The sequence below is a fragment of the Afipia sp. P52-10 genome, assembly GCF_000516555.1.
GTDB lineage: Bacteria > Pseudomonadota > Alphaproteobacteria > Rhizobiales > Xanthobacteraceae > P52-10.
On the sequence record NZ_AZSJ01000007.1, the window covers coordinates 1071279 to 1089321 of the forward strand.

16 protein-coding genes and 4 tRNA genes are annotated in these 18043 nt (G+C 61.3%); 8 read left to right on the top strand and 12 right to left on the bottom strand.

Annotated features, from left to right (window positions below):
* Positions 1-287: 287 nt before the first annotated feature.
* Positions 288-470, top strand: coding sequence for a hypothetical protein (locus X566_RS25120; protein ID WP_160170513.1), 183 nt, complete (start codon positions 288-290; stop codon positions 468-470).
* Positions 471-786: 316 nt separating this feature from the next.
* On the opposite strand, the gene X566_RS22345 is transcribed toward X566_RS25120, so the two are convergent.
* Both X566_RS22345 and X566_RS22350 read right to left on the bottom strand, forming a co-directional pair.
* Positions 787-862 (bottom strand) — tRNA-Trp (locus tag X566_RS22345).
* 58 nt (positions 863-920) lie between these two features.
* Positions 921-1226: an antibiotic biosynthesis monooxygenase gene (locus tag X566_RS22350; protein WP_034472784.1), complete on the bottom strand. Its 306-nt coding sequence runs from the start codon at positions 1224-1226 to the stop codon at positions 921-923.
* 199 nt (positions 1227-1425) lie between these two features.
* On the opposite strand from X566_RS22350, the gene X566_RS22355 reads away from it, so the two are divergent.
* The 3 genes from X566_RS22355 to X566_RS22370 all read left to right on the top strand — a co-directional run bounded on the left by X566_RS22355 (position 1426) and on the right by X566_RS22370 (position 5379).
* The gene (locus X566_RS22355; RefSeq protein WP_051444425.1) at positions 1426-2808 is read left to right on the top strand and encodes a caspase family protein; all 1383 of its coding nucleotides are present in this window, start codon (positions 1426-1428) and stop codon (positions 2806-2808) included.
* Positions 2809-3017: 209 nt separating this feature from the next.
* Complete coding sequence (locus X566_RS22365; protein ID WP_034471740.1) at positions 3018-4262, top strand: serine hydrolase; 1245 nt, start codon at positions 3018-3020, stop codon at positions 4260-4262.
* A gap of 166 nt (positions 4263-4428) precedes the next feature.
* Positions 4429-5379: an alpha/beta fold hydrolase gene (locus tag X566_RS22370; RefSeq protein WP_034471741.1), complete on the top strand. Its 951-nt coding sequence runs from the start codon at positions 4429-4431 to the stop codon at positions 5377-5379.
* A 60-nt stretch (positions 5380-5439) separates the two neighbouring features.
* On the opposite strand, the gene X566_RS22375 is transcribed toward X566_RS22370, so the two are convergent.
* Both X566_RS22375 and X566_RS22380 read right to left on the bottom strand, forming a co-directional pair.
* The gene (locus X566_RS22375) at positions 5440-6210 is read right to left on the bottom strand and encodes an SDR family NAD(P)-dependent oxidoreductase (protein ID WP_034471742.1); all 771 of its coding nucleotides are present in this window, start codon (positions 6208-6210) and stop codon (positions 5440-5442) included.
* 151 nt (positions 6211-6361) lie between these two features.
* Positions 6362-7066: a histidine phosphatase family protein gene (locus X566_RS22380; RefSeq protein WP_034471743.1), complete on the bottom strand. Its 705-nt coding sequence runs from the start codon at positions 7064-7066 to the stop codon at positions 6362-6364.
* Between the two features lie 144 nt (positions 7067-7210).
* Here X566_RS22380 and X566_RS22385 point away from each other — a divergent pair, with 144 nt between their 5' ends.
* The gene (locus X566_RS22385) at positions 7211-8002 is read left to right on the top strand and encodes an SDR family NAD(P)-dependent oxidoreductase (protein ID WP_034471744.1); all 792 of its coding nucleotides are present in this window, start codon (positions 7211-7213) and stop codon (positions 8000-8002) included.
* A 99-nt stretch (positions 8003-8101) separates the two neighbouring features.
* On the opposite strand, the gene X566_RS22390 is transcribed toward X566_RS22385, so the two are convergent.
* From X566_RS22390 to X566_RS22405, 6 genes are all read right to left on the bottom strand, one after another.
* Positions 8102-9181: a phosphotransferase family protein gene (locus X566_RS22390; protein ID WP_034471746.1), complete on the bottom strand. Its 1080-nt coding sequence runs from the start codon at positions 9179-9181 to the stop codon at positions 8102-8104.
* A gap of 15 nt (positions 9182-9196) precedes the next feature.
* Entirely contained in the window at positions 9197-10444 is a 1248-nt protein-coding gene (locus X566_RS22395; protein ID WP_034471747.1) for an acyl-CoA dehydrogenase family protein, read from the bottom strand.
* A gap of 573 nt (positions 10445-11017) precedes the next feature.
* Positions 11018-11091: transfer RNA gene (locus X566_RS22400), tRNA-Gly, on the bottom strand.
* 302 nt (positions 11092-11393) lie between these two features.
* Positions 11394-11837 carry a hypothetical protein gene (locus X566_RS24875; protein WP_152540024.1) on the bottom strand — a complete coding sequence of 148 codons (444 nt, stop codon included), beginning with the start codon at positions 11835-11837 and terminating at the stop codon, positions 11394-11396.
* 827 nt (positions 11838-12664) lie between these two features.
* Positions 12665-13369, bottom strand: coding sequence for a hypothetical protein (locus X566_RS24880; RefSeq protein ID WP_152540025.1), 705 nt, complete (start codon positions 13367-13369; stop codon positions 12665-12667).
* A gap of 449 nt (positions 13370-13818) precedes the next feature.
* Positions 13819-13904, bottom strand: a tRNA-Tyr gene (locus tag X566_RS22405).
* Between the two features lie 279 nt (positions 13905-14183).
* Between X566_RS22405 and X566_RS22410 the strand changes: the two genes are divergently transcribed.
* Both X566_RS22410 and rlmB read left to right on the top strand, forming a co-directional pair.
* Complete coding sequence (locus X566_RS22410) at positions 14184-15668, top strand: MFS transporter (protein WP_051444426.1); 1485 nt, start codon at positions 14184-14186, stop codon at positions 15666-15668.
* A 16-nt stretch (positions 15669-15684) separates the two neighbouring features.
* Complete coding sequence (gene rlmB, locus X566_RS22415; protein WP_034471749.1) at positions 15685-16527, top strand: 23S rRNA (guanosine(2251)-2'-O)-methyltransferase RlmB; 843 nt, start codon at positions 15685-15687, stop codon at positions 16525-16527.
* Here rlmB and X566_RS22420 read toward each other — a convergent pair whose 3' ends face one another.
* Together X566_RS22420 and X566_RS22425 are read right to left on the bottom strand one after the other, a co-directional pair.
* Complete coding sequence (locus tag X566_RS22420) at positions 16528-17145, bottom strand: hypothetical protein (RefSeq protein WP_034471751.1); 618 nt, start codon at positions 17143-17145, stop codon at positions 16528-16530.
* A gap of 93 nt (positions 17146-17238) precedes the next feature.
* The gene (locus tag X566_RS22425; protein ID WP_244434853.1) at positions 17239-17637 is read right to left on the bottom strand and encodes a hypothetical protein; all 399 of its coding nucleotides are present in this window, start codon (positions 17635-17637) and stop codon (positions 17239-17241) included.
* A 320-nt stretch (positions 17638-17957) separates the two neighbouring features.
* Here X566_RS22425 and X566_RS22430 point away from each other — a divergent pair.
* Positions 17958-18032: transfer RNA gene (locus tag X566_RS22430), tRNA-Thr, on the top strand.
* The last annotated feature ends 11 nt before the right edge of the window (positions 18033-18043 follow it).

The following is an 18043-nucleotide window of genomic DNA, read 5'->3' on the forward strand; positions in this document are numbered from 1 at the left end:
TCATCCTTCTCCCGCGGCGATTTGGCCTTGTAAAAGAGCTGCACCTCCGGGACCAGGAACGGGATGCCCTTTCGCGGACCAGGCCGTCAGCTCCAACAGAGGGCCGCGAACTTCCGCCCAACGCCGCGAGCACCAGACCTCTCCATCCGCATCGTCCAGCATGATCTGAAACCGCCACAGGTCGTTATCATTACGGCGACACCAGACATCGGACACTGAAGCTCGCAGGCTTTCGTGCTCCGGCCAAAGCCGCTGCGTCACAGGTGGATCGGCAGCCCAGTACTCCCATGCCGACAGCAACGCCCGAGCCAGGGCTCGGTCCGCCGCAGCACCAGCACGTCGATATCATCGTGCAGGCGAAACGAACCACCGACAGCATGGGCGATGGCGTGGCCGCCTCCACCACGGAAACGGCGCGTTACGGAACAGCGCATGCACGTCCTGAGGAGATAGCGGCCGCCAGGACTTGAGATGGTCTTCAGTCATCGTTGCTCAATCGTAGAACATCCCACTAAGAGCCGCTGGACCAAGCACATACCAGTGACATAAGGGATTAGAGATATAATTTCATTACAAATAATTATTGCTTTACAATAAATATTCTCCAGTTACGGGCAGGCAGCCGCGGTTGTCAGCCTTCTCTGTCTTATGTCCCCCGCTCTTGCCGATCTTCGACGTCTCGCGGGCAGATCTCGGTCGCCCACGGGAGATGCTGAGGCCATTCGCCGTGCCGATTGTCGCACTGCGTGGTGATCTACGAAAAAACAGGCTGTTAGGAGAGATCGCTGGCAGGAGTGGCAGGGCTCGAACCTGCGACCCCCGGTTTTGGAGACCGGTGCTCTACCAATTGAGCTACACTCCTACTGGGCGCCTCTATAGCGAAGGCTTTCGCGCACGTCACGCCCCGTTTCACGCATTTTTCACTGCCGATTTTCGTCAATCGGCGCGCCGTAGTGCTCGACGAGCGGAAATGGCTCGTAAAAATGGTGCAACAGAGCGCGCCAGCAGGCGTATCGGGTGGATTGGCGGAAGCCCACCGTATGCGCCTCGAGCGTGTCCCACCAGACAAGCAGCAGGTAGCGGCCGGGCGTCTCGATACAAGGGCGGACCTCGATTTGCTGAAAACCGGGCGTAGCCGCGATCAAAGGCCGCGCCTCCCGCATTGCGGCTTCGAACGAAGCCTCCTGTCCCGTTTTGACGTTGAGTATCGCACTTTCGAGAATCACGCCTCCCCTCCCCTCTTCGCGATCGCCCTTCTTCGGACCTAAGGTTCCCCTCGAACCTTTGCCGCGCTCCATGGCTCAAATGATTGGCTGCAGCGTACGCGCCAGCGGGCAAATGTGCGCCAGATCACGGAGCGGTGTCGTTGCGGCGGTCACGCTGCCCATTCAAGATACCGGCCGATCAGCAACCTGTGGTGACGTCATGCGCCAGATCGTCTTCCTCCTGACAGCAATCATCTCGCTCGCGTTCGCAAGCGAGACCGCTGCCGCCGAACAACGCGTCGCCCTCGTCATCGGCAACTCCAGTTACCGGAACGCCCCCGCGCTCGCCAACCCGGTGCGGGATGCCGCCGCAGTCGCCGATATGTTGCGGAAAGCGGGTTTCGATATCGTGGAGAGCGTCCACGATGTCAACAACAGCGACATGCGCCGCAGCCTGCGTGAGTTCTCCGACAAGGTGCAGGCGGCCGACGTCGCTGTCGTCTATTTCGCGGGCCATGGCATCGAGGTCGATGGCCAGAACTATCTGATCCCGGTCGATGCCATGCTCGAACGCGACCGCGATGTCTATGACGAGGCGATTTCACTCGATCGCGTTCTGCAGATCGTCGAACCCGCCAAGGCGTTGCGCCTCGTCATCCTTGATGCATGCCGGGACAATCCGTTCGCGAAGGCGATGAAGCGGGTGACGGCGCTGCGCTCGCTCGGCCGCGGCCTGGTCGCGGTCGAACCGGCGCGAAACAACACGCTGATCGCCTATGCGGCGAAAGGCGGCTCTACCGCCGAGGACGGCGCCGGCACGAACAGTCCGTTCGCCACCGCGCTGTTGAAGTACTTGCCGATTCCGGGCCTCGACCTGCGCCAGGCCTTCGGTATGGTGCGTGATGACGTGATGAAGGCGACCGACAACAAGCAGGAGCCGTTCGTCTACGGCTCACTGGGCGGCGCAACGGTCTCGCTCGTACAGACCGCATCGCTTGCCACTGCGACACCACAACCCACGACACCCAACCCGCAGGCCGACATCCGGCGCGATTACGAATATGCGGAGCGCGTCGGCACCCGCGAGGGCTGGGAATCCTTCCTCAAGGCTCATGCCAGCGGATTCTACGCAGACCTCGCCAAGGCGCAGCTCGCCAAGCTTTCCGCTGAACAAGCCAGCACGAACGCTGCAGCGAAGGCGAAGGAAGCGGCCGACGAGAAGGCTCGCCTCCAGCGTGAGAACGCCGCACCGGCAGATCAGGCCAAGGCTGCTGCCGCCGCGAAAGCCGCCGAACAAGCCAAGCGCGCCGCCGAGAATGCCAGAAAGCGCGAGCAAGCGCGTGTCGCCGCAGCCGAGCGCAAGAAGCGCCGCGAAGAGGCGCGCCTGGCTGCGCAATCCCGCACCGTCGCGCTTCCAGTCCGACGGCAAGCCACGTCACCGGTCCCGTCGCAGCAGAAAAAACAGGCCCGTGCCGCACACCGGCTGGATCGCGCATCGCTCTACGCGCGTTGCGACGCGCAAGTCCCGCGCGGCGCGCGCGACGACGACATCGCACGCCCCTCGAAGATCGAATTCTGTATCAACAATGGCGGCCGCTACTGATTGATGCGTTAAGCGAACGACAGTCCACCTACCGATCCGACACGCCCCGTTGCGCGCACAGCCTCGCGAACCGATACGCTATCCAGTTCAGCCGGCGCCATCTGCGCAAATCGCACCTGTTCAAACGCAAGCTTCTGGTTAAGCTGCATCGAACGATTGCGGCGCAAACCGCCGTACGGAACAATCAACACCGATCGGGAGGAACGCCAATGCCACCGCGTGCGACCGCCAAGAATGACGCAGCCCCAAAGAAGAACGGTCTCCAGACTCCTGCTCTGCCGAAAGGCAAGCCGGAAAGCCTCGGCTTCTCGTCGGCGCGCTTGAAGAACTTGTCACAAACCATCGGCCGTGAAGTCGACAAGGGCACGCTGCCCGGTGCGGTGGTGATGATCGGCCGGCGCGGCAAGGTCGCCCATTTCGATGCGATCGGCCGCCAGGGACCGGATTCGGATGCGAAGATGCGTCCTGACTCCGTCTTCCGCATCTTTTCGATGACCAAGCCGATCGTCTCGCTCGGCATCATGCAGTTGGTCGAGGACGGTCTAATCCTGATCAACGATCCGCTGTCGAAATATATTCCCGCCTTCGCCAAGATGCAGGTCGGCGTTCCACGCGAAGGCAAGCTGCATCTCGTTCCGGCCGAGCGCGAGATCACCATCCAGGATCTGCTCACCCACAGCGGCGGCCTCTCCTACGAGATCACCGGCCCGGGCCCGATCCAGACGCTGTATGCCGAGGCGAAGCTGTATCGTCGCAACCAAACCAACGAGGAGCATGCGAACACGGTTGCAAGCTTGCCCTTGATCTCGCAACCGGGCACCGCCTGGAACTACAGCCGCTCCACCGACATCCTCGGCCGGGTCATCGAAGTCGTTTCCGGCAAGACGCTGATGGCCTATCTGACCGAACGGATCCTCGGACCGCTGCGCATGACCGACACCGGCTTCCATATCGATGCAGACCGTGCGGAAGGCCGCCTCGCCGAGCCGTTTCCTACCGATCCATGGACCGGCGCGAAGGTGGTCTACTTCAGCATGACCGACAAGCCGCTGTTCGAGTCCGGTGGCGGCGGCATGGTGTCCACCGCTCCCGATTACGCACGCTTTGCGCAGATGCTCGCGAATGGCGGCTCGCTCGATCGCGAACGCATCATCGGTCGCAAGACGCTCGAGTTGATGGCATCGAACCATCTCGGCCCGAATGTGAAGGTGGAATCGCACCTGATGCCGCCCGGCCATGGCTTCGGCCTGGGCTTCGCGGTGCGCACCGAAGCGGGACTCGCGCCCTATCCCGGCTCGGTCGGTCAGTATTTCTGGGGCGGCGCAGCCGGCACGCAGTTCTGGGTCGATCCGAAGGAAAACCTGTGGGCGTTGCTGATGGTCCAGGCACCGGGCCAGCGCGAGTACATTCGCGTGCTGTTCCGCAACCTGGTCTATGCCGCCATCGACAGCTGATCTGCCCAGAACGCGATCGCAGGGGCTCCCACAATGGGGGCCCTTTTCCATGCGGCCCGGCGAGTTGCTGGACACAGCACGTATTCGCCAACGCCGGCGTCGTATGCTTTACAGAACCGCTCGCTCCCCTCATCACTGAGGCGAGGAAACAAAGGCGCAAGACGGAATGAACAAAGTCGAGTCCATCGTTGCCGACCGGCGCAACCTGCTTGCTCCCTTCGCCGGCGACAAGCCCCACGCCCCGCAATGGTTCAACGACGCCATCGCGCGGGCGCCGGAGAGGACGACAACGGACGTGCGCGGCGCAGCGATTGAAACACTCACTTGGGGCGAACGCGGCAAACCCGGCCTGCTGTTCCTGCACGGCAACGGCGCGTGCGCCGACTGGTGGAGCTTCATCGCACCGTTCTTCGCCGATCATCATCGCATCGCTGCCTTTTCAATGTCCGGCATGGGCCGTTCCGGCTGGCGCGATCGGTACTCTTACGATCTCTACATTGACGAAGCGTTTGCCGTTGCCGAAGGCGCGGGCCTGTTCGACGCGCCGCAGAAGCCGATCGTCATCGGCCATTCGTTCGGCGCCTTCATCACGTCGGGCATCGTCGGCCGCGCAGGCTCCCGCATCGGCGGCGCGATCCTGCTCGACGGCCCGTTTCTCGGCTCGACCGCACGCAAGCGGCAACGCGAAATGCAGGGGCCGCCGCGTCCGAAGAAGGTCTACGATACGCTGGCCCAGGCATTGACTCGCTTCCGCTTCGCGCCGGAACAGGATTGCGAGAACCTTTACATCGCCGATTGGATCGCGCGTGCGTCGCTTCGGCAATTCCGCCGCGCCGACGACAGCGTCGGCTGGACCTGGTGCTTCGATCCGGGGCGTTTCATGGGCTTCATCCATGGCGATCCTGCAAGGGATCTCAGCGCCGGTCAGTGCGCGATCGCCGTGATCGGCGGCGCGCGCTCAGGCTTCGTCGCCAACAAATCGATGTACGAGCTCGAACCCTATCTGCCCAAAGGCACGCCGTTCGTTGCTATCCCGGATTCCGACCATCACATCATGGCCGATCAGCCGCTCGCACTGGTTGCCGCGATCCGCACGCAGCTCGCGAACTGGGCCTGATGACAAACAAAAGCGGCCGGAAGCTCCGGCCGCTTGAAACGCGCGCAACATTGAGGGCGGTTAGCTGATCGTGCCGCCGCCATCGATGACGATGCTCTGGCCGTTGACGAACGCACCAGCCTTCGAGGCCAGGAACACCGCACCGCCGGCGATTTCATCCGGCTGACCGATGCGCCGCATCGGCGAACGCGCTTCGGTCGTCTTCAACGTGTCCGGATTGTCCCACAGCGCCTTGGCGAAATCGGTCTTGATCAGACCTGGCGCGATGCAATTCACGCGGACGTTGTGCTTGCCGTATTCGACCGCCAGGTTGCGCGCGAGTTGCAGATCGGCCGCCTTGGAGATGCAGTAGGCGCCGATCGTGGTCGATCCCTTGTAGCCGCCGACCGAGGAGATGATGATGATCGATCCGTCGTTGCGCTCGATCATCTGCGGCACGGTATAGGAAATCAGCCAGTTGTTGGCGATGATGTTGTTCTCGAGAATCTTGCGGAACTGGTCGTCGCTGATGCCCGCCAGAGGACCGTAATACGGGTTCGACGCGGCATTGCAGACCAGCACGTCGATCTTGCCGAACGTCTGGGTGGTCTTGTCGACGAGGTTTTTCAACTCCTCCTTCGAGGAGATGTTGGCCGGGATCGAGACCGCGGTTCCTGCGCCGAACCGATCGTTGATCGCCTTGGTCACCTCCTCGCACGCCGGCATCTTGCGCGACGACACGACCACCTTCGCGCCATGCTCGGCGAAACGTTCAGCAATCGCCCGGCCGATGCCACGCGACGATCCGGTAACGACGGCGACCTTGCCCGTCATGTCAAACAAACTCGGCATTCTTCCCTCCCTTGATGGCAAGCGCACGCAGCTGCGCGCATTCTTTGATGGCCCGACTCTAAGCAGGCTTTGCCGAAAGCGGCAACCTGCGGAATCCGCGCGCGTCGTTGCGCAAGGCAAGGCGCGGCTGTCTTCGCTGCCTATATCTTGCTCAGGCGAGCTTGACGACTTCGGGCCCGGCCGGCTGATGCATGCCGGGGTGATCGCCGCCGGCGAGCCACGGCTGATGGTTGACCATGCCGATGCGCCAGCCGGATTCTCCGTTCAGTGTCAGATAATCGAGCCGCGTCAGCGAACAGTTCTCGATCGCAAAGGATAGGCCCCCTTGCGGACCGAGGCCGAGCGCCAGCGCGATCGCCGCCTTGATCGTGCCGCCATGGGTCACGGCCACAATGTCACGGCCGACATACGCCTCGTTGATCAACTTGATGCGGTTACCGACACGCGCATAGAGATCGAGGAAGCTTTCGCCATTCGGCGTCTGTTCTTCAGCGGGACCGAACCAGTAACTGCCGAGCTGCACCGGCCGGCTGGCATAGAAGGCTGCGCGATCCCGCCCCTGCCACTCGCCCAGATTTTGCTCTGCGAAATCGGCCTCATGCGACATCGCTGCGGGCTTCGGAAACCCGGCATCCCAGACGGCGGCGGCGGTCTGCTGTGTCCGCTTCAGCGTCGAAGAGAACCACACGGCATCCTGCGGCAGCGTACGCGCCAGCCCCTGGAAAACGGTGCGATCGCTACAGTCGCAGCCAAGGTCAGACTGCCCGTAGATCCGTCCGCCATCTTCGCGAACCGGGGCGTGACGCACCCACCACCATCGCGTGACAACAGGTTGGGCACTGGACGCATTGGACATGGCGGAGACCCTTCAATATTGTTTTGCGTTAGTTAAGTCAGCGCGCGAAAAGGCTCAAGGGCGTTTCTCGCAAGGCGCCCGACAACAAGAAAACCAGCGGCAACACGACAAAGTTGTGACGCAGGCACGCAACGGAGGAACAAGATGGGTCGCCTCGAAGGCAAATCGATCATCATTACAGGCGCCGGCTCCGGCATCGGCCGTGCGGCGTCGCTGATGTTCACGAAGGAAGGCGCAAGGCTGATTGCCGTCGACAAGACCGATGCAGTCGATGAAACCGTCAAGATGGTCCGCGAAGCCGGCGGCACGGCGGAAGCGCTGAAAGGCGATGCCGGCAACGAGCAGGATGTCGCAGGTTTCGTCGGCAAGGCCGTGTCGGCTTACGGCAAGCTCGATGTGATCTGGGCCAATGCCGGCATCTCGGGCGGCTGGGTGCCGCTGCACGACCAGACCGTCGAGCAATGGCAGGAGATCCTGCGCGTCAACCTGATCGGCCCGTTCCTTGCCATCAAGCATGCCTCCAGGCAGATGATGAATCAGGGTCATGGCGGCTCGATCATCTGCACCGCGTCCGTTGCGGGCCTCAAGGCCAATGCCGGCGGCAATCCCTACAGCGCCAGCAAGGCTGGCGTCGTCAGCCTGGTCCAGACCTCGTCTTATTCGCTCACCGGCACCGGCGTTCGCGTGAATGCGATCTGCCCCGGTCTGATCGAAACCGGAATGACCCGCAACACCTTCGAGCGCGCGCGCGAACGCGGCACGGAGAACAAGATCGGCCAGATCAATCCGACCCAGCGCGGCGGCAAGCCGCACGAGATCGCCGCGATGGGCTTGTTCCTGGCCAGCGACGAGGCATCCTACGTCAATGGCCAGGCCGTTCCGGTCGATGGCGGCCTGACCGCATCAATGCCGTTTGCAGGCAAGCTGCGGAGCTGAACGCGCGCGGCTTCTCCAATAAGCCAATCCCATCAACGGAAATGCCCGCGGCTGACCGCGGGCATTATGTTGGGCTTGTTGTGACCGATCGCGAGCGGCTCAGGCCGCACCGGCCTTGACGGCATACTCCCACGACGACTTGGCCAGCGGCTTCACGCGCGCCGCGCTTTCGGCCGCCTTCGCGCTCGACGCGGTGCCGTCACGGATACGGCCGGCGATGCCCTGCAGAATGCAGGTCAGACGGAACAGGTTGTAGGAATAATACCAGTTCAGATCCGGGATCGACGGGCGACCGGTCGCCTTGCAATAGATCTCAATCGCCTCTTCGAGCGTTGGAATGTTCAACGCGGGAAGGTCCTGGCCGACCAATCCGGTGCGGCCGCCGCCGGACGACATAATCCACTGCATCAGCAGATAGGTGAAGTCCGCGAGCGGATCGCCGAGCGTGGACAGCTCCCAGTCGAGCACCGCGATGACCTTCGGCTCCTGAGGCGCAAAGATCATGTTGTCGAGCCGGTAGTCGCCGTGCACCACCGATACCCGCTCCTGCTGCGGAACCGTCTTCGGCAGCCATTCGATCAACCGCTCGACCTCCTCGATCGTCTCGGTTTCCGAGGCGCGATACTGCTTGGTCCAGCGATCGACCTGCCGGGCGAAGTAATTGCCCGGCCGGCCATAGTCGCCAAGCCCGATCGTCTCGGGATCGTAGCTGTGCAGCTTCGCCAGCGTCAGAACCTCCTGCTCGAAGATCGGGCGCCGCTGCTCGCGCGCGACCGCGGGCAGCGTCTGGTCCCAGAACACGCGGCCCTCCACCATCTGCATCACATAGAACGCGGCGCCGATGACGCCGTCATCCATGCAGAGGCCGTAGGTCTTCGGAGCCGGAAAGCCTTGCTTGTGCAGGGCGGTGATGACCTTGTATTCGCGATCCACCGCATGCGCGGACGGCAGCAACTTGCCGAACGGCTTGCGACGCATCACGTAGGAGCGGCCGGGTGTATCGAGCCGATAGGTCGGGTTCGATTGTCCGCCCTTGAATTGAGTGACCGTCAGCGGTCCCGCATAGTCCTCGACATGCTCGCGCATCCACTTGTCAAGGCCGGCTTCATCGAACCGATGACGCTCCTCGACGGCCTTGGTGCCCGAGTATTCCGAATCGCGGCTTTGCGCCTGCGCCATGATGCCTCCCCCTGCTTACCGGCTCTTCATCGGCGTGAAGTTGCCGTGCCTGGCAATCTCCATCCGCGCGATCGAGCGGTTGTGCACTTCGTCCGGACCATCCACCAGCCGCAACGTGCGCGACTGCGCATACATGCGTGCGAGGCCGGGATCTTCGGTGACGCCGGCGCCGCCGAATGCCTGGATCGCGTCGTCAACGATCTTCAGCAACATCTTCGGCACGGCGACCTTGATCATCGCGATTTCGAGCTGAGCCGCCTTGTTGCCGACCTTGTCCATCATGTCGGCGGCCTTCAGCACCATCAAGCGGTTGATCTCGATGTTGGTGCGGGCTTCGGCGATGCGCTGCTCCCAGATCGAATGCTGTACGATGTACTTGCCGAACGCGACACGCTCCGACAGCCGCTTGACCATCTTCTCCAACGCGACCTCGGCGCGGCCGATCGCCCGCATGCAGTGATGGATGCGCCCCGGTCCAAGGCGGCCTTGGGCAATCTCGAAGCCGCGGCCTTCGCCGAGCAACAGGTTCTCGCGCGGCACGCGGACGTCCTTCAGCAGAATCTGCGCATGGCCATGCGGGGCGTCGTCATAGCCGAACACCGGCAGCATCCGCTCGATGGTGATGCCGGGCGTGTCCATCGGCACCAGGATCTGCGACTGCTGCTGGTGACGCGGGTTGTCCGGATCGGTCTTGCCCATCAGGATCGCGACCTTGCAGCGCGGGTCACCCGCACCGGAGGAAAACCACTTGCGGCCGTTGATCTTGTAGTAATCGCCGTCGCGCTCGATGCGCGTCTCGATGTTGGTCGCGTCCGAAGAAGCGACCGCCGGCTCGGTCATCAGAAACGCCGAACGGATTTCGCCGTCCATCAACGGCCGCAGCCATTTCCGCTTCTGCTCCTTGGTGCCGTAGCGCAGGAACACTTCCATGTTGCCGGTGTCGGGGGCCGAGCAGTTGAACACTTCGGAGGCCCAGCTGATGCGGCCCATTTGCTCGGAGAGCAGCGCGTATTCGAGATTGTTCAGGCCGGCCCCATGGAACTCCTCGTCCTCATGGTCGTTCGGCGGCATGAACATATTCCAGAGGCCCTCGGCCTTGGCTTTCTTCTTCAACTCCTCGAGGATCGGCACCACCTTCCAGCGGGTGTCGCCCTCATTCATCTGCTGCCGATACGTATCGACATTCGGCTCGATATGCTTTTGCATGAAAGCGATCACGCGGTCGCGCCAGTGGCGCTGTCGTTCCGACATATCGAAATTCATGGGCGATCCTCACGCTTGGCTATTCTTGGAAACCTCTCGGTCATTTCTATACGTCGGCTCGATCCCTCAGCAAGCTGATTTGGTAAGCCTCATATGGCGAATTCGCAGGGCGAAATCCGCCGTGGCTGCGACCTTTTCGCCATTGCGGCAATGATCGAACAGACGGCCTGCGCTGCATCAACACGGCCGTGACACGCTTACACCGGCGGGCCACGCGGCGTGCTAGCATTCCATCGACGGCGAGCGCGTGCGGCCTGCCGTGCCGCACCTATGGATACCTGATGGATTCGGGAGGCCGGTCATGACCAGGTCCGAGTTTGCGGCCGGCGCGGGCGTATGCCTGCTTGTCGCGTTGGCCGCTTGGGTGACAACTCCCTACGTGAACAGCCACATCCCTGAGCGCCTCTCGGCCACCGCACCGACCGAGCCATGCTTTGACAAGGGTGGTTGGCAGAATTGGCCATGGCCCAATGTTCCATGGCTGTCCCCGCCCTGCCGGCCATCCGCGCCGAAGCAGAGTTAGCACGGCCCCCTGGTCCGAATTTTAAGGGCGGCAGGCGTTCCGGAAAGAACTGGAGCGGGTGAAGGGAATCGAACCCTCGTATTCAGCTTGGAAGGCTGCTGCTCTACCATTGAGCTACACCCGCGTCGCGTTACGTATGCAACGGCTCCAGCGCGTTTGCAACGCCGCAATGCCGCGCATGATGATCCCGCATGTTCAGCAACCTGGGCGAAATCGTGGACATTTCGGCCCTAACACTGACCAACGCGGGCAGGTCCGGGCGGTCGTCTTGCGCTCGACTTTCAGTTCTCAATCTGTCCATATTTAAGAATCAGGTCATTGCAAATGGAATATTCGATATATTTTGCTCGCATCGATCGGTCTTTTCGCCATCAGCCTGACAAGCTCCTCGCAAGGACAAGCTCCGTTTCACAACTTCGCTCACGTCTATCTTCTCGTGAAATAAGGAACATTGACGGTGAAACGATCAGAGGCTCCTGATATTTGATCAGCTAATCCTTTAGCCCTCCACTCATCAATCCACCGAAGCTTTTGTTCAATTCCTCGCGTTACTGGTTCGCCAAACGGGCCGCCGATGTCGAATGGCCAGAAACCAACCGGAATTATCGTGAGCAACACGTCTTTCAGTCGATAACCTGCTCCGAACACTAAGGACATGTCTTCCACACGTACCACGCGGACGCTTTTAGGCTGCTCCAAATTATCGAACGTCACCAACGTTGGAATCAGATTTTGTTTGACGGAAACGGTGCCCTGCAGACTCCCAACCCTGCCAAAAGGCACTCGCTTCCCAGCAGCAGCAAACGCCTCCATAGCGAGATAGATTATTCCATCAGGATTCTCGCCATTTCTCCCAGAAGTCAAAGTCACAATTAGATTGCGACCGCGACCGAGATCGAGAAAGATGGCATCGCCTTTCGCTGCAACCGCACCACCAAGTGGACCCAGGCGATTTTTCCCAAGTACGTAGCGATCACGCCCGAGGCTGATTTCATCCCATCCGGCGTTTCGACTTCAATTTCGAGACGGTATTTGTGCTCAGGTCGAGTGAGATAGAGCCATCCGCCAACAGCAGCAGAATTACGACCATCAGGCCGACAACGCGAGCGGATATCATCGCAGCAGGCCCACAGCGCGGCGGATGGCCCGACAACAGTGCTCCCCCTTCGTAATGGAGCTTACTCCCGAAGAACGAATAGAAACGATTGCTGCATATAGGTCCCCACGCAAATAATAACGTTCTGCTCAAAACAAAGCATAAGGCCGACCGCCATCACAACGATCTGACATTCTTATTCCAATCTCCGCGCACCCGTGACCCAATTGTGACCCACCCAGAAACCGGCGCATAACAAAACCCCAAAATTGCAACTCAAAACCGCATAGCGGTCTGCGTATAGCGTCAGTCGCAAGTGACGCCCGAACCGCCTCTATTCCGTATAAGATCGGCACTATACGCGACCATCCTTAGTGCCTTTCCCATTGGCGAGCGCGCATTCTTCGCAATTCATCGTTTGTTATTGGAGTGCCGAAGAAATCTCGTCTGAGCTCGTTAGCGTAGAAGAATTCATAATTAGAAAAGCATTACCGAGCGCAGCCTGCGTCCCAGGTACGTCTATCCCTTCGTTATAGCCCCGATTGTAGGCATCAAGAGCAAGTATGGCTCGAAAGAGATCGGATGATATCGGCATCTGAAGTCAACCTCTAATGAACTGTCCAAGTTCGGCGATATATGGATCATTCGGTCTATGGATTTGCATCACTTGAGAACGCTCACGAAGCCTAGCGATAATCTCCGGAATCTTGTTTTCGATTCCACGCGTGACCGGCTCTCCCAGGACGCCTCCCCAATCAAATGGCCACAGACCAACAGAAACGACTGTCAGAGTAACCTCTGACAGTCGGTAGCCTGCTCCAAAAACAGACTGAAGATCGTCAGGGCGCACGACTCTCGCGGTGGCGACGTCTTTCAAATCTACAAAGCTGACAAGTGTGGGAATATGATCACTTCCGACGGGGAGAGTTCTTCCAGCAAACTTATAGACATCCTGAAATGAAACTTTATGACCGGTCGCAGCTAGAACTTTCTCTGCAAGATATGCTATTGCATCGACATTCTCGCCTTTTTTACCCGCCGCCATAATCATAAAAAGGTTTCGCCCCTCACCCAGATTTACAAAAATAGCATCGCCTTTAGCGCCTATAGACCCGATGTGCGGTAACAAAGGCGGATCTTTGCTGAGATGAACCGAGACTACTCCAGATCCAGATTTAACTCCGAACGGCGTTTCTACGTTAATTGTCAGGCGGTACTTGTGATCTGGCCGCACAAGGTAGACCCACGCGCCGAACAGCAGAAGCGCAACGGCTACACCTCCTATGACGCGGTTGGAGATCATCATGGATTTACCAACGACCTCGCCGCGCCGAAAAACGTCGCAGAGAGTAGACGATTCAGATCGCTATAAGAATGGTTATGTGAAGCCGGTGAATTATACAGCAAGTTCAAATTAAACAGCCCGAACACAATTCGATGCGATGATAAAGCCGAATGAAGCATCAGACTAGCCACCTAATTCCCTTAGCTGAATGTTACTACTCCCATAACCACCGAGGCTTGCGTGACTGTCCCTCGATCAGATTGATGTTCGCTGCGCTGGCGGATACGAATCATCTGCTTCAATTGTGCCGCCAGGTACAAAGATTGCACCCGCAACGCTGATGCTAACCGGCGGCAACGTGCGGTGTGCAGTCGCAGAACAGAACGCGAAACCACGATTGCTTACAGGATTGATTACGGATTGCTTACAGGGCGGACCCGCTAGCTGAGAATTTCTCTGGAAAATCAAATTGGTGGGGGAGGCAGGACTCGAACCTGCGAAGCCATGAGGCGGCTGATTTACAGTCAGCTCCCTTTGCCACTCGGGACACTCCCCCGGAGCCGCAACGGCCGGATATTATGGCCCATTCCCGAAACGGGACTTTCGCGCAGGAGGCCCTGCGAATGCTTGCGGCGGGGCGGTTTATGGGCACCAGCCAGCCGGAAGTCAATAAAAATGGCCCGCCCTGTCGAAAAACCTTCAATTGTCTCAACATCGTGTGTGCCGATCCGCCGGACCGGCCACCTCCGCCTTGACCTGACCGCCGAAACCTTGAGATAGCCTGTTCGTTCCGGCCGCAGACGGCCGCCAACCGCCCTCCCCACGGAGCCTGTCAGTGACGCAACAGCGCGCGACCAATGTCAGCGCCAGCGGCGACGCGCCGGATCAGGCTGCGGCCGGCGGTCCCCACTCCCCGCTGGAACAGCCGGGCAGTCCGACGCTGATCGCCCTGATCGTGGCGGCGGCGTTCTTCATGGAGATTCTGGATGCGACGATCATCGCGCCGGCGATCCCGGAGATGGCCAAGAGCTTCGGCACCACCGCCGTCGCCGTTTCCACCGGCATCTCCTCATACCTGATCACGGTGGCGATCTTCATACCCGCCAGCGCCTGGCTGTCGGACCGCTTCGGCGCCCGGAACGTCTTCACCTTCGCCATCGCCCTGTTCACGGTCGCTTCGGTGCTGTGCGGCTTCAGCCAGACCCTGGAGCAGTTCACGCTCGCGCGCATCCTGCAGGGCATCGGCGGCGCGATGATGTCGCCGGTCGGCCGCATCGAGGTGATGCGACGCACCGACAAGGCCCAGCTTCTGCGCACCATCGCCTTTCTGACATGGCCCGGCCTCAGCGCACTGGTGGTGGGCCCGCCGCTCGGCGGCCTGCTGACCACGTATCTGTCGTGGCGCTGGATCTTCTTCATCAACGTGCCGATCGGTATCCTCGGCATCGTGCTGGTGCAGGTTTTCTTCGATCGCGCCCGCAGGACCGCCGTCCGGCGGTTCGACCTGCTGGGATTCGCCCTGAACGGCGGCGCACTCGGCACGCTCATCTACGGCATCGAAAGCGTCAGTCGCAACGAATCGTGGATCGCCACGGTCGGGTTCATCGGCCTCGGCGCGATCCTCGGCTTTTTCGCCATCCGCCATGCCTTGACGCATCCGGCACCGCTGTTGTCGCTCGGTCCATTCAGCGTTCCCTCATTTGCGATCGGGACGCTGACCGGCGGCGGCCTGTTCCGCCTGTCCGCCAGCGGCACCGCCTTCATCCTGCCGGTGATGTTCCAGGTTGGCTTCGGCACGACGGCGTTCGCGGCCGGACTCTTGGTCGGCTGCTACCTTGCAGGCGATCTCGGCATCAAGATTGTCGCGAACCAGATCGTCCGCCGATTCGGTTTTCGCAACACCTTGCTCGGCGGCACCCTGGTCGTCGTGCTGGTCAGCATTCCGCTGCTGTTGATCAATGCGCGCACCTCGCTCTGGATCGTCATCCCCGTCCTCGTCGCCGTCGGTGCCAGCCGCTCGGTGCAGTTCACGGCGCTGAACTCGTTGATCTTTGCAGAGTTGCCCGCCGAGCAGATCGGCAGCGCCTCCGCGTTGAACAGCATGTCGCATCAGGTGTCATCCGGCATCGGCGTCGGACTCGCCGCGGTGGCGCTGGCGCTGTCCTCGCTGTCGCAAGGGCACGGCGGCGGCTCGTTGAGCATGCTGGACTTCCGCGTCGCCCTGGGCTTCACGCTGTTGCTGGCCCTGGCCGCGGTGCTTTTCTATAGTCGGATGTCACCGCAGACCGGGATGCAGGTGACGGGACATCGCCCGCGTTGATTGAACGAACCACACCATGACCGAGCGCGACCGTTATCCGAAGCGGCAGGACCAAAGACGGCCCGGCGGCAAACCTGCCGGCAAGGACCGCTGGCCGCGCAAGGGCGCGCAGCGGGGCTCGTTCCGCCGCGAACGCGCGGCCGACGACACTGTCATTCTCTATGGCTGGCATTCGGTGACGCTTGCGCTCGCCAATCCGAAGCGGACCATCCGCAAACTCTACGCCACCGAGAATGCTTTGCGGCGGCTGATGGAAGAAAACATCGCTCCGCGCGTGGCGCCGGAGATCGTCCGCCCCGATCAGATCGCGGCGAAGCTGTCGCCGGATGCGGTACATCAAGGATTGCTGGCGGAGGCCGATCCGCTGCCCGCGCCGACCATCGACACGCTTCCCGCCGAGGGTATCGTGCTGGTGCTCGACCAGATCACCGATCCGCACAATGTCGGCGCCATCCTGCGCTCGGCGGCGGCGTTTGCGGTGAAGGCGATCGTCACCACTGCCCGCCATTCACCGGAGGTCACCGGCGTCCTGGCCAAATCGGCCTCCGGCGCCTTGGAACTTGTTCCGTTCGTGACGGTCCAGAACCTCGCCCGCGCGCTGACCGAGCTGAAGCAGCGCGGCTTTCACACCGTCGGTCTCGACAGCGAAGGCAGCGAGAATTTGAACGCGGTGGCAATGAGAGAGCCGCTGGCGCTGGTGCTCGGCGCCGAAGGCAAAGGCCTGCGCCAATTGACGCGCGAGACCTGCGACGTGGTCGCCCGGCTCGACATGCCGGGCGAGATCAAGAGCCTGAACGTCTCGAATGCAGCGGTGCTCGCCCTCTATATCGGGGCGAGCAAGCTGGGACTCGTGCGCTGATCAGCGATAGCGATGCGGCCCGCGCTGCTGACGATGGCCGTACTGATGCGGCGCGACCGAATAGCGCGGCGACTGATAATGATGGCGGTGGCCATAGCGGACTGACGAACGCGCCCCAACCGCACGCGGCGCATAGCCGTAGCGCGGCGCGTAAGAACGATGCGTCGCGTAACGGACACCGGAGCGATAGGCCCGGCGATAGCTATACACGACCGGTCCCGACACCGCAGGCATGCCGTGATAGTAGTGGTGCGACGGATGCGCGTACGGCCCGCCGGTGTAACCATAGTAGCCCTGCGAATAGCCGCTCCAGCCCGCCACCGCGCGCTGCTGATAGCTCGGCGCCGGCGCGAACAGGCCAGGCCCCGTATAGGTCGGCCCCCGGTCCACGTAGTAATATTGCGGCTGCGCGGCATAGTACCGGCGCTGTTCCGGAAGCCGTCCATAGTGCCAGCCGCCACCCCACGAACCGCAAGGGGAATAGACCGGCTGGGCGCAGCCCGAGTAACTGGGGCTGTAACCGTACGGCGCGCAGCCGCCACACCCTGCTGACGCCGGTGTAGATGTCGCAACCGCGGCCAGCGCCGCCGCTGCCAGACCCATCAGATAGTGACGCATCGTGTTCTCCTGTTCGTGACCCTTACGGGTCTTGTTGCTGCTTGACGCTTGGTTCGGCTTTTCTTGTGCCTGTTGGTCTGATCGCATCCCTCTTCAGCGCGAACGCCGGTAGCGGTCGCGGAAGTCCGGCGCGTAGATGATCGGCGGAGGCTCTGTCGGGATCGGCTCGAAACCACGCGGCGATTCCGTCCCCCAGGATCGCTCGAAGCGCTCGGCCTGCGGCAACCGGCGGGGCGGCGTGTTGATCTCGTAGCGCCCATAACCCGGGCGCCGACCAGTGCGTGGATAGTAATGCCCGGTGGGCGGCGGCGCGAAAACCGGCCAGCCATAATAGACCGTCGGCTGGATGCGAACGTCCTTGCCGAGCCCCCAATCGCCCTCCACCACTGCGAACGAGGCATCCATCCCATTGATGACGATCGGCACGCCAGGACGCGAAGGAATCACGACCACCGGCCCGGTGTCGGCCATCGCCGTCACCGCCGTCACCATCAAGATCAATCCTGCAATCGTTGTCCGCATCGGTATGCCCAGAACTTGAGGCAACTGTAATTCAATAGGCACGGACAAGGGTTAAGGCTGCGCCGGAATGTGCCGGTAAGCCTAACGCGTAAGCATTGGGATCATTCAACTGTGCCGGCGCGCATACGGAGAATCGTTAACAACACGGGTATGGAACAACCGTGCGAGCCGCCGCCCTGCGGGAACGGCCAAAACACCGGCAAACACCCGCTGACACGGTCCATCCGGGCGGAATTTCATGAATGACGACCTTGTCGTAGCCGGGCGGCGCTGGTAGCTCTTGCCCCGTCGCCGGCTTAGCTCAGCGGTAGAGCAGCGGTTTTGTAAACCGAAGGTCGGGGGTTCAATCCCCTCAGCCGGCACCACCAGACATCAC

What these genes read in the sequence shown, in the direction of transcription:
- X566_RS25120 (WP_160170513.1), top strand. Translation starts at nt 288, where the DNA reads ATGCCGACAGCAACGCCCGAGCCAGGGCTCGGTCCGCCGCAGCACCAG.
- X566_RS22355 (WP_051444425.1), top strand. Translation starts at nt 1,426, where the DNA reads ATGCGCCAGATCGTCTTCCTCCTGACAGCAATCATCTCGCTCGCGTTC.
- X566_RS22365 (WP_034471740.1), top strand. Translation starts at nt 3,018, where the DNA reads ATGCCACCGCGTGCGACCGCCAAGAATGACGCAGCCCCAAAGAAGAAC.
- X566_RS22370 (WP_034471741.1), top strand. Translation starts at nt 4,429, where the DNA reads ATGAACAAAGTCGAGTCCATCGTTGCCGACCGGCGCAACCTGCTTGCT.
- X566_RS22375 (WP_034471742.1), bottom strand. Translation starts at nt 6,210, where the DNA reads ATGCCGAGTTTGTTTGACATGACGGGCAAGGTCGCCGTCGTTACCGGA.
- X566_RS22380 (WP_034471743.1), bottom strand. Translation starts at nt 7,066, where the DNA reads ATGTCCAATGCGTCCAGTGCCCAACCTGTTGTCACGCGATGGTGGTGG.
- X566_RS22385 (WP_034471744.1), top strand. Translation starts at nt 7,211, where the DNA reads ATGGGTCGCCTCGAAGGCAAATCGATCATCATTACAGGCGCCGGCTCC.
- X566_RS22390 (WP_034471746.1), bottom strand. Translation starts at nt 9,181, where the DNA reads ATGGCGCAGGCGCAAAGCCGCGATTCGGAATACTCGGGCACCAAGGCC.
- X566_RS22395 (WP_034471747.1), bottom strand. Translation starts at nt 10,444, where the DNA reads ATGAATTTCGATATGTCGGAACGACAGCGCCACTGGCGCGACCGCGTG.
- X566_RS24880 (WP_152540025.1), bottom strand. Translation starts at nt 13,369, where the DNA reads ATGATGATCTCCAACCGCGTCATAGGAGGTGTAGCCGTTGCGCTTCTG.
- rlmB (WP_034471749.1), top strand. Translation starts at nt 15,685, where the DNA reads ATGACCGAGCGCGACCGTTATCCGAAGCGGCAGGACCAAAGACGGCCC.
- X566_RS22420 (WP_034471751.1), bottom strand. Translation starts at nt 17,145, where the DNA reads ATGCGTCACTATCTGATGGGTCTGGCAGCGGCGGCGCTGGCCGCGGTT.
- X566_RS22425 (WP_244434853.1), bottom strand. Translation starts at nt 17,637, where the DNA reads ATGGTGACGGCGGTGACGGCGATGGCCGACACCGGGCCGGTGGTCGTG.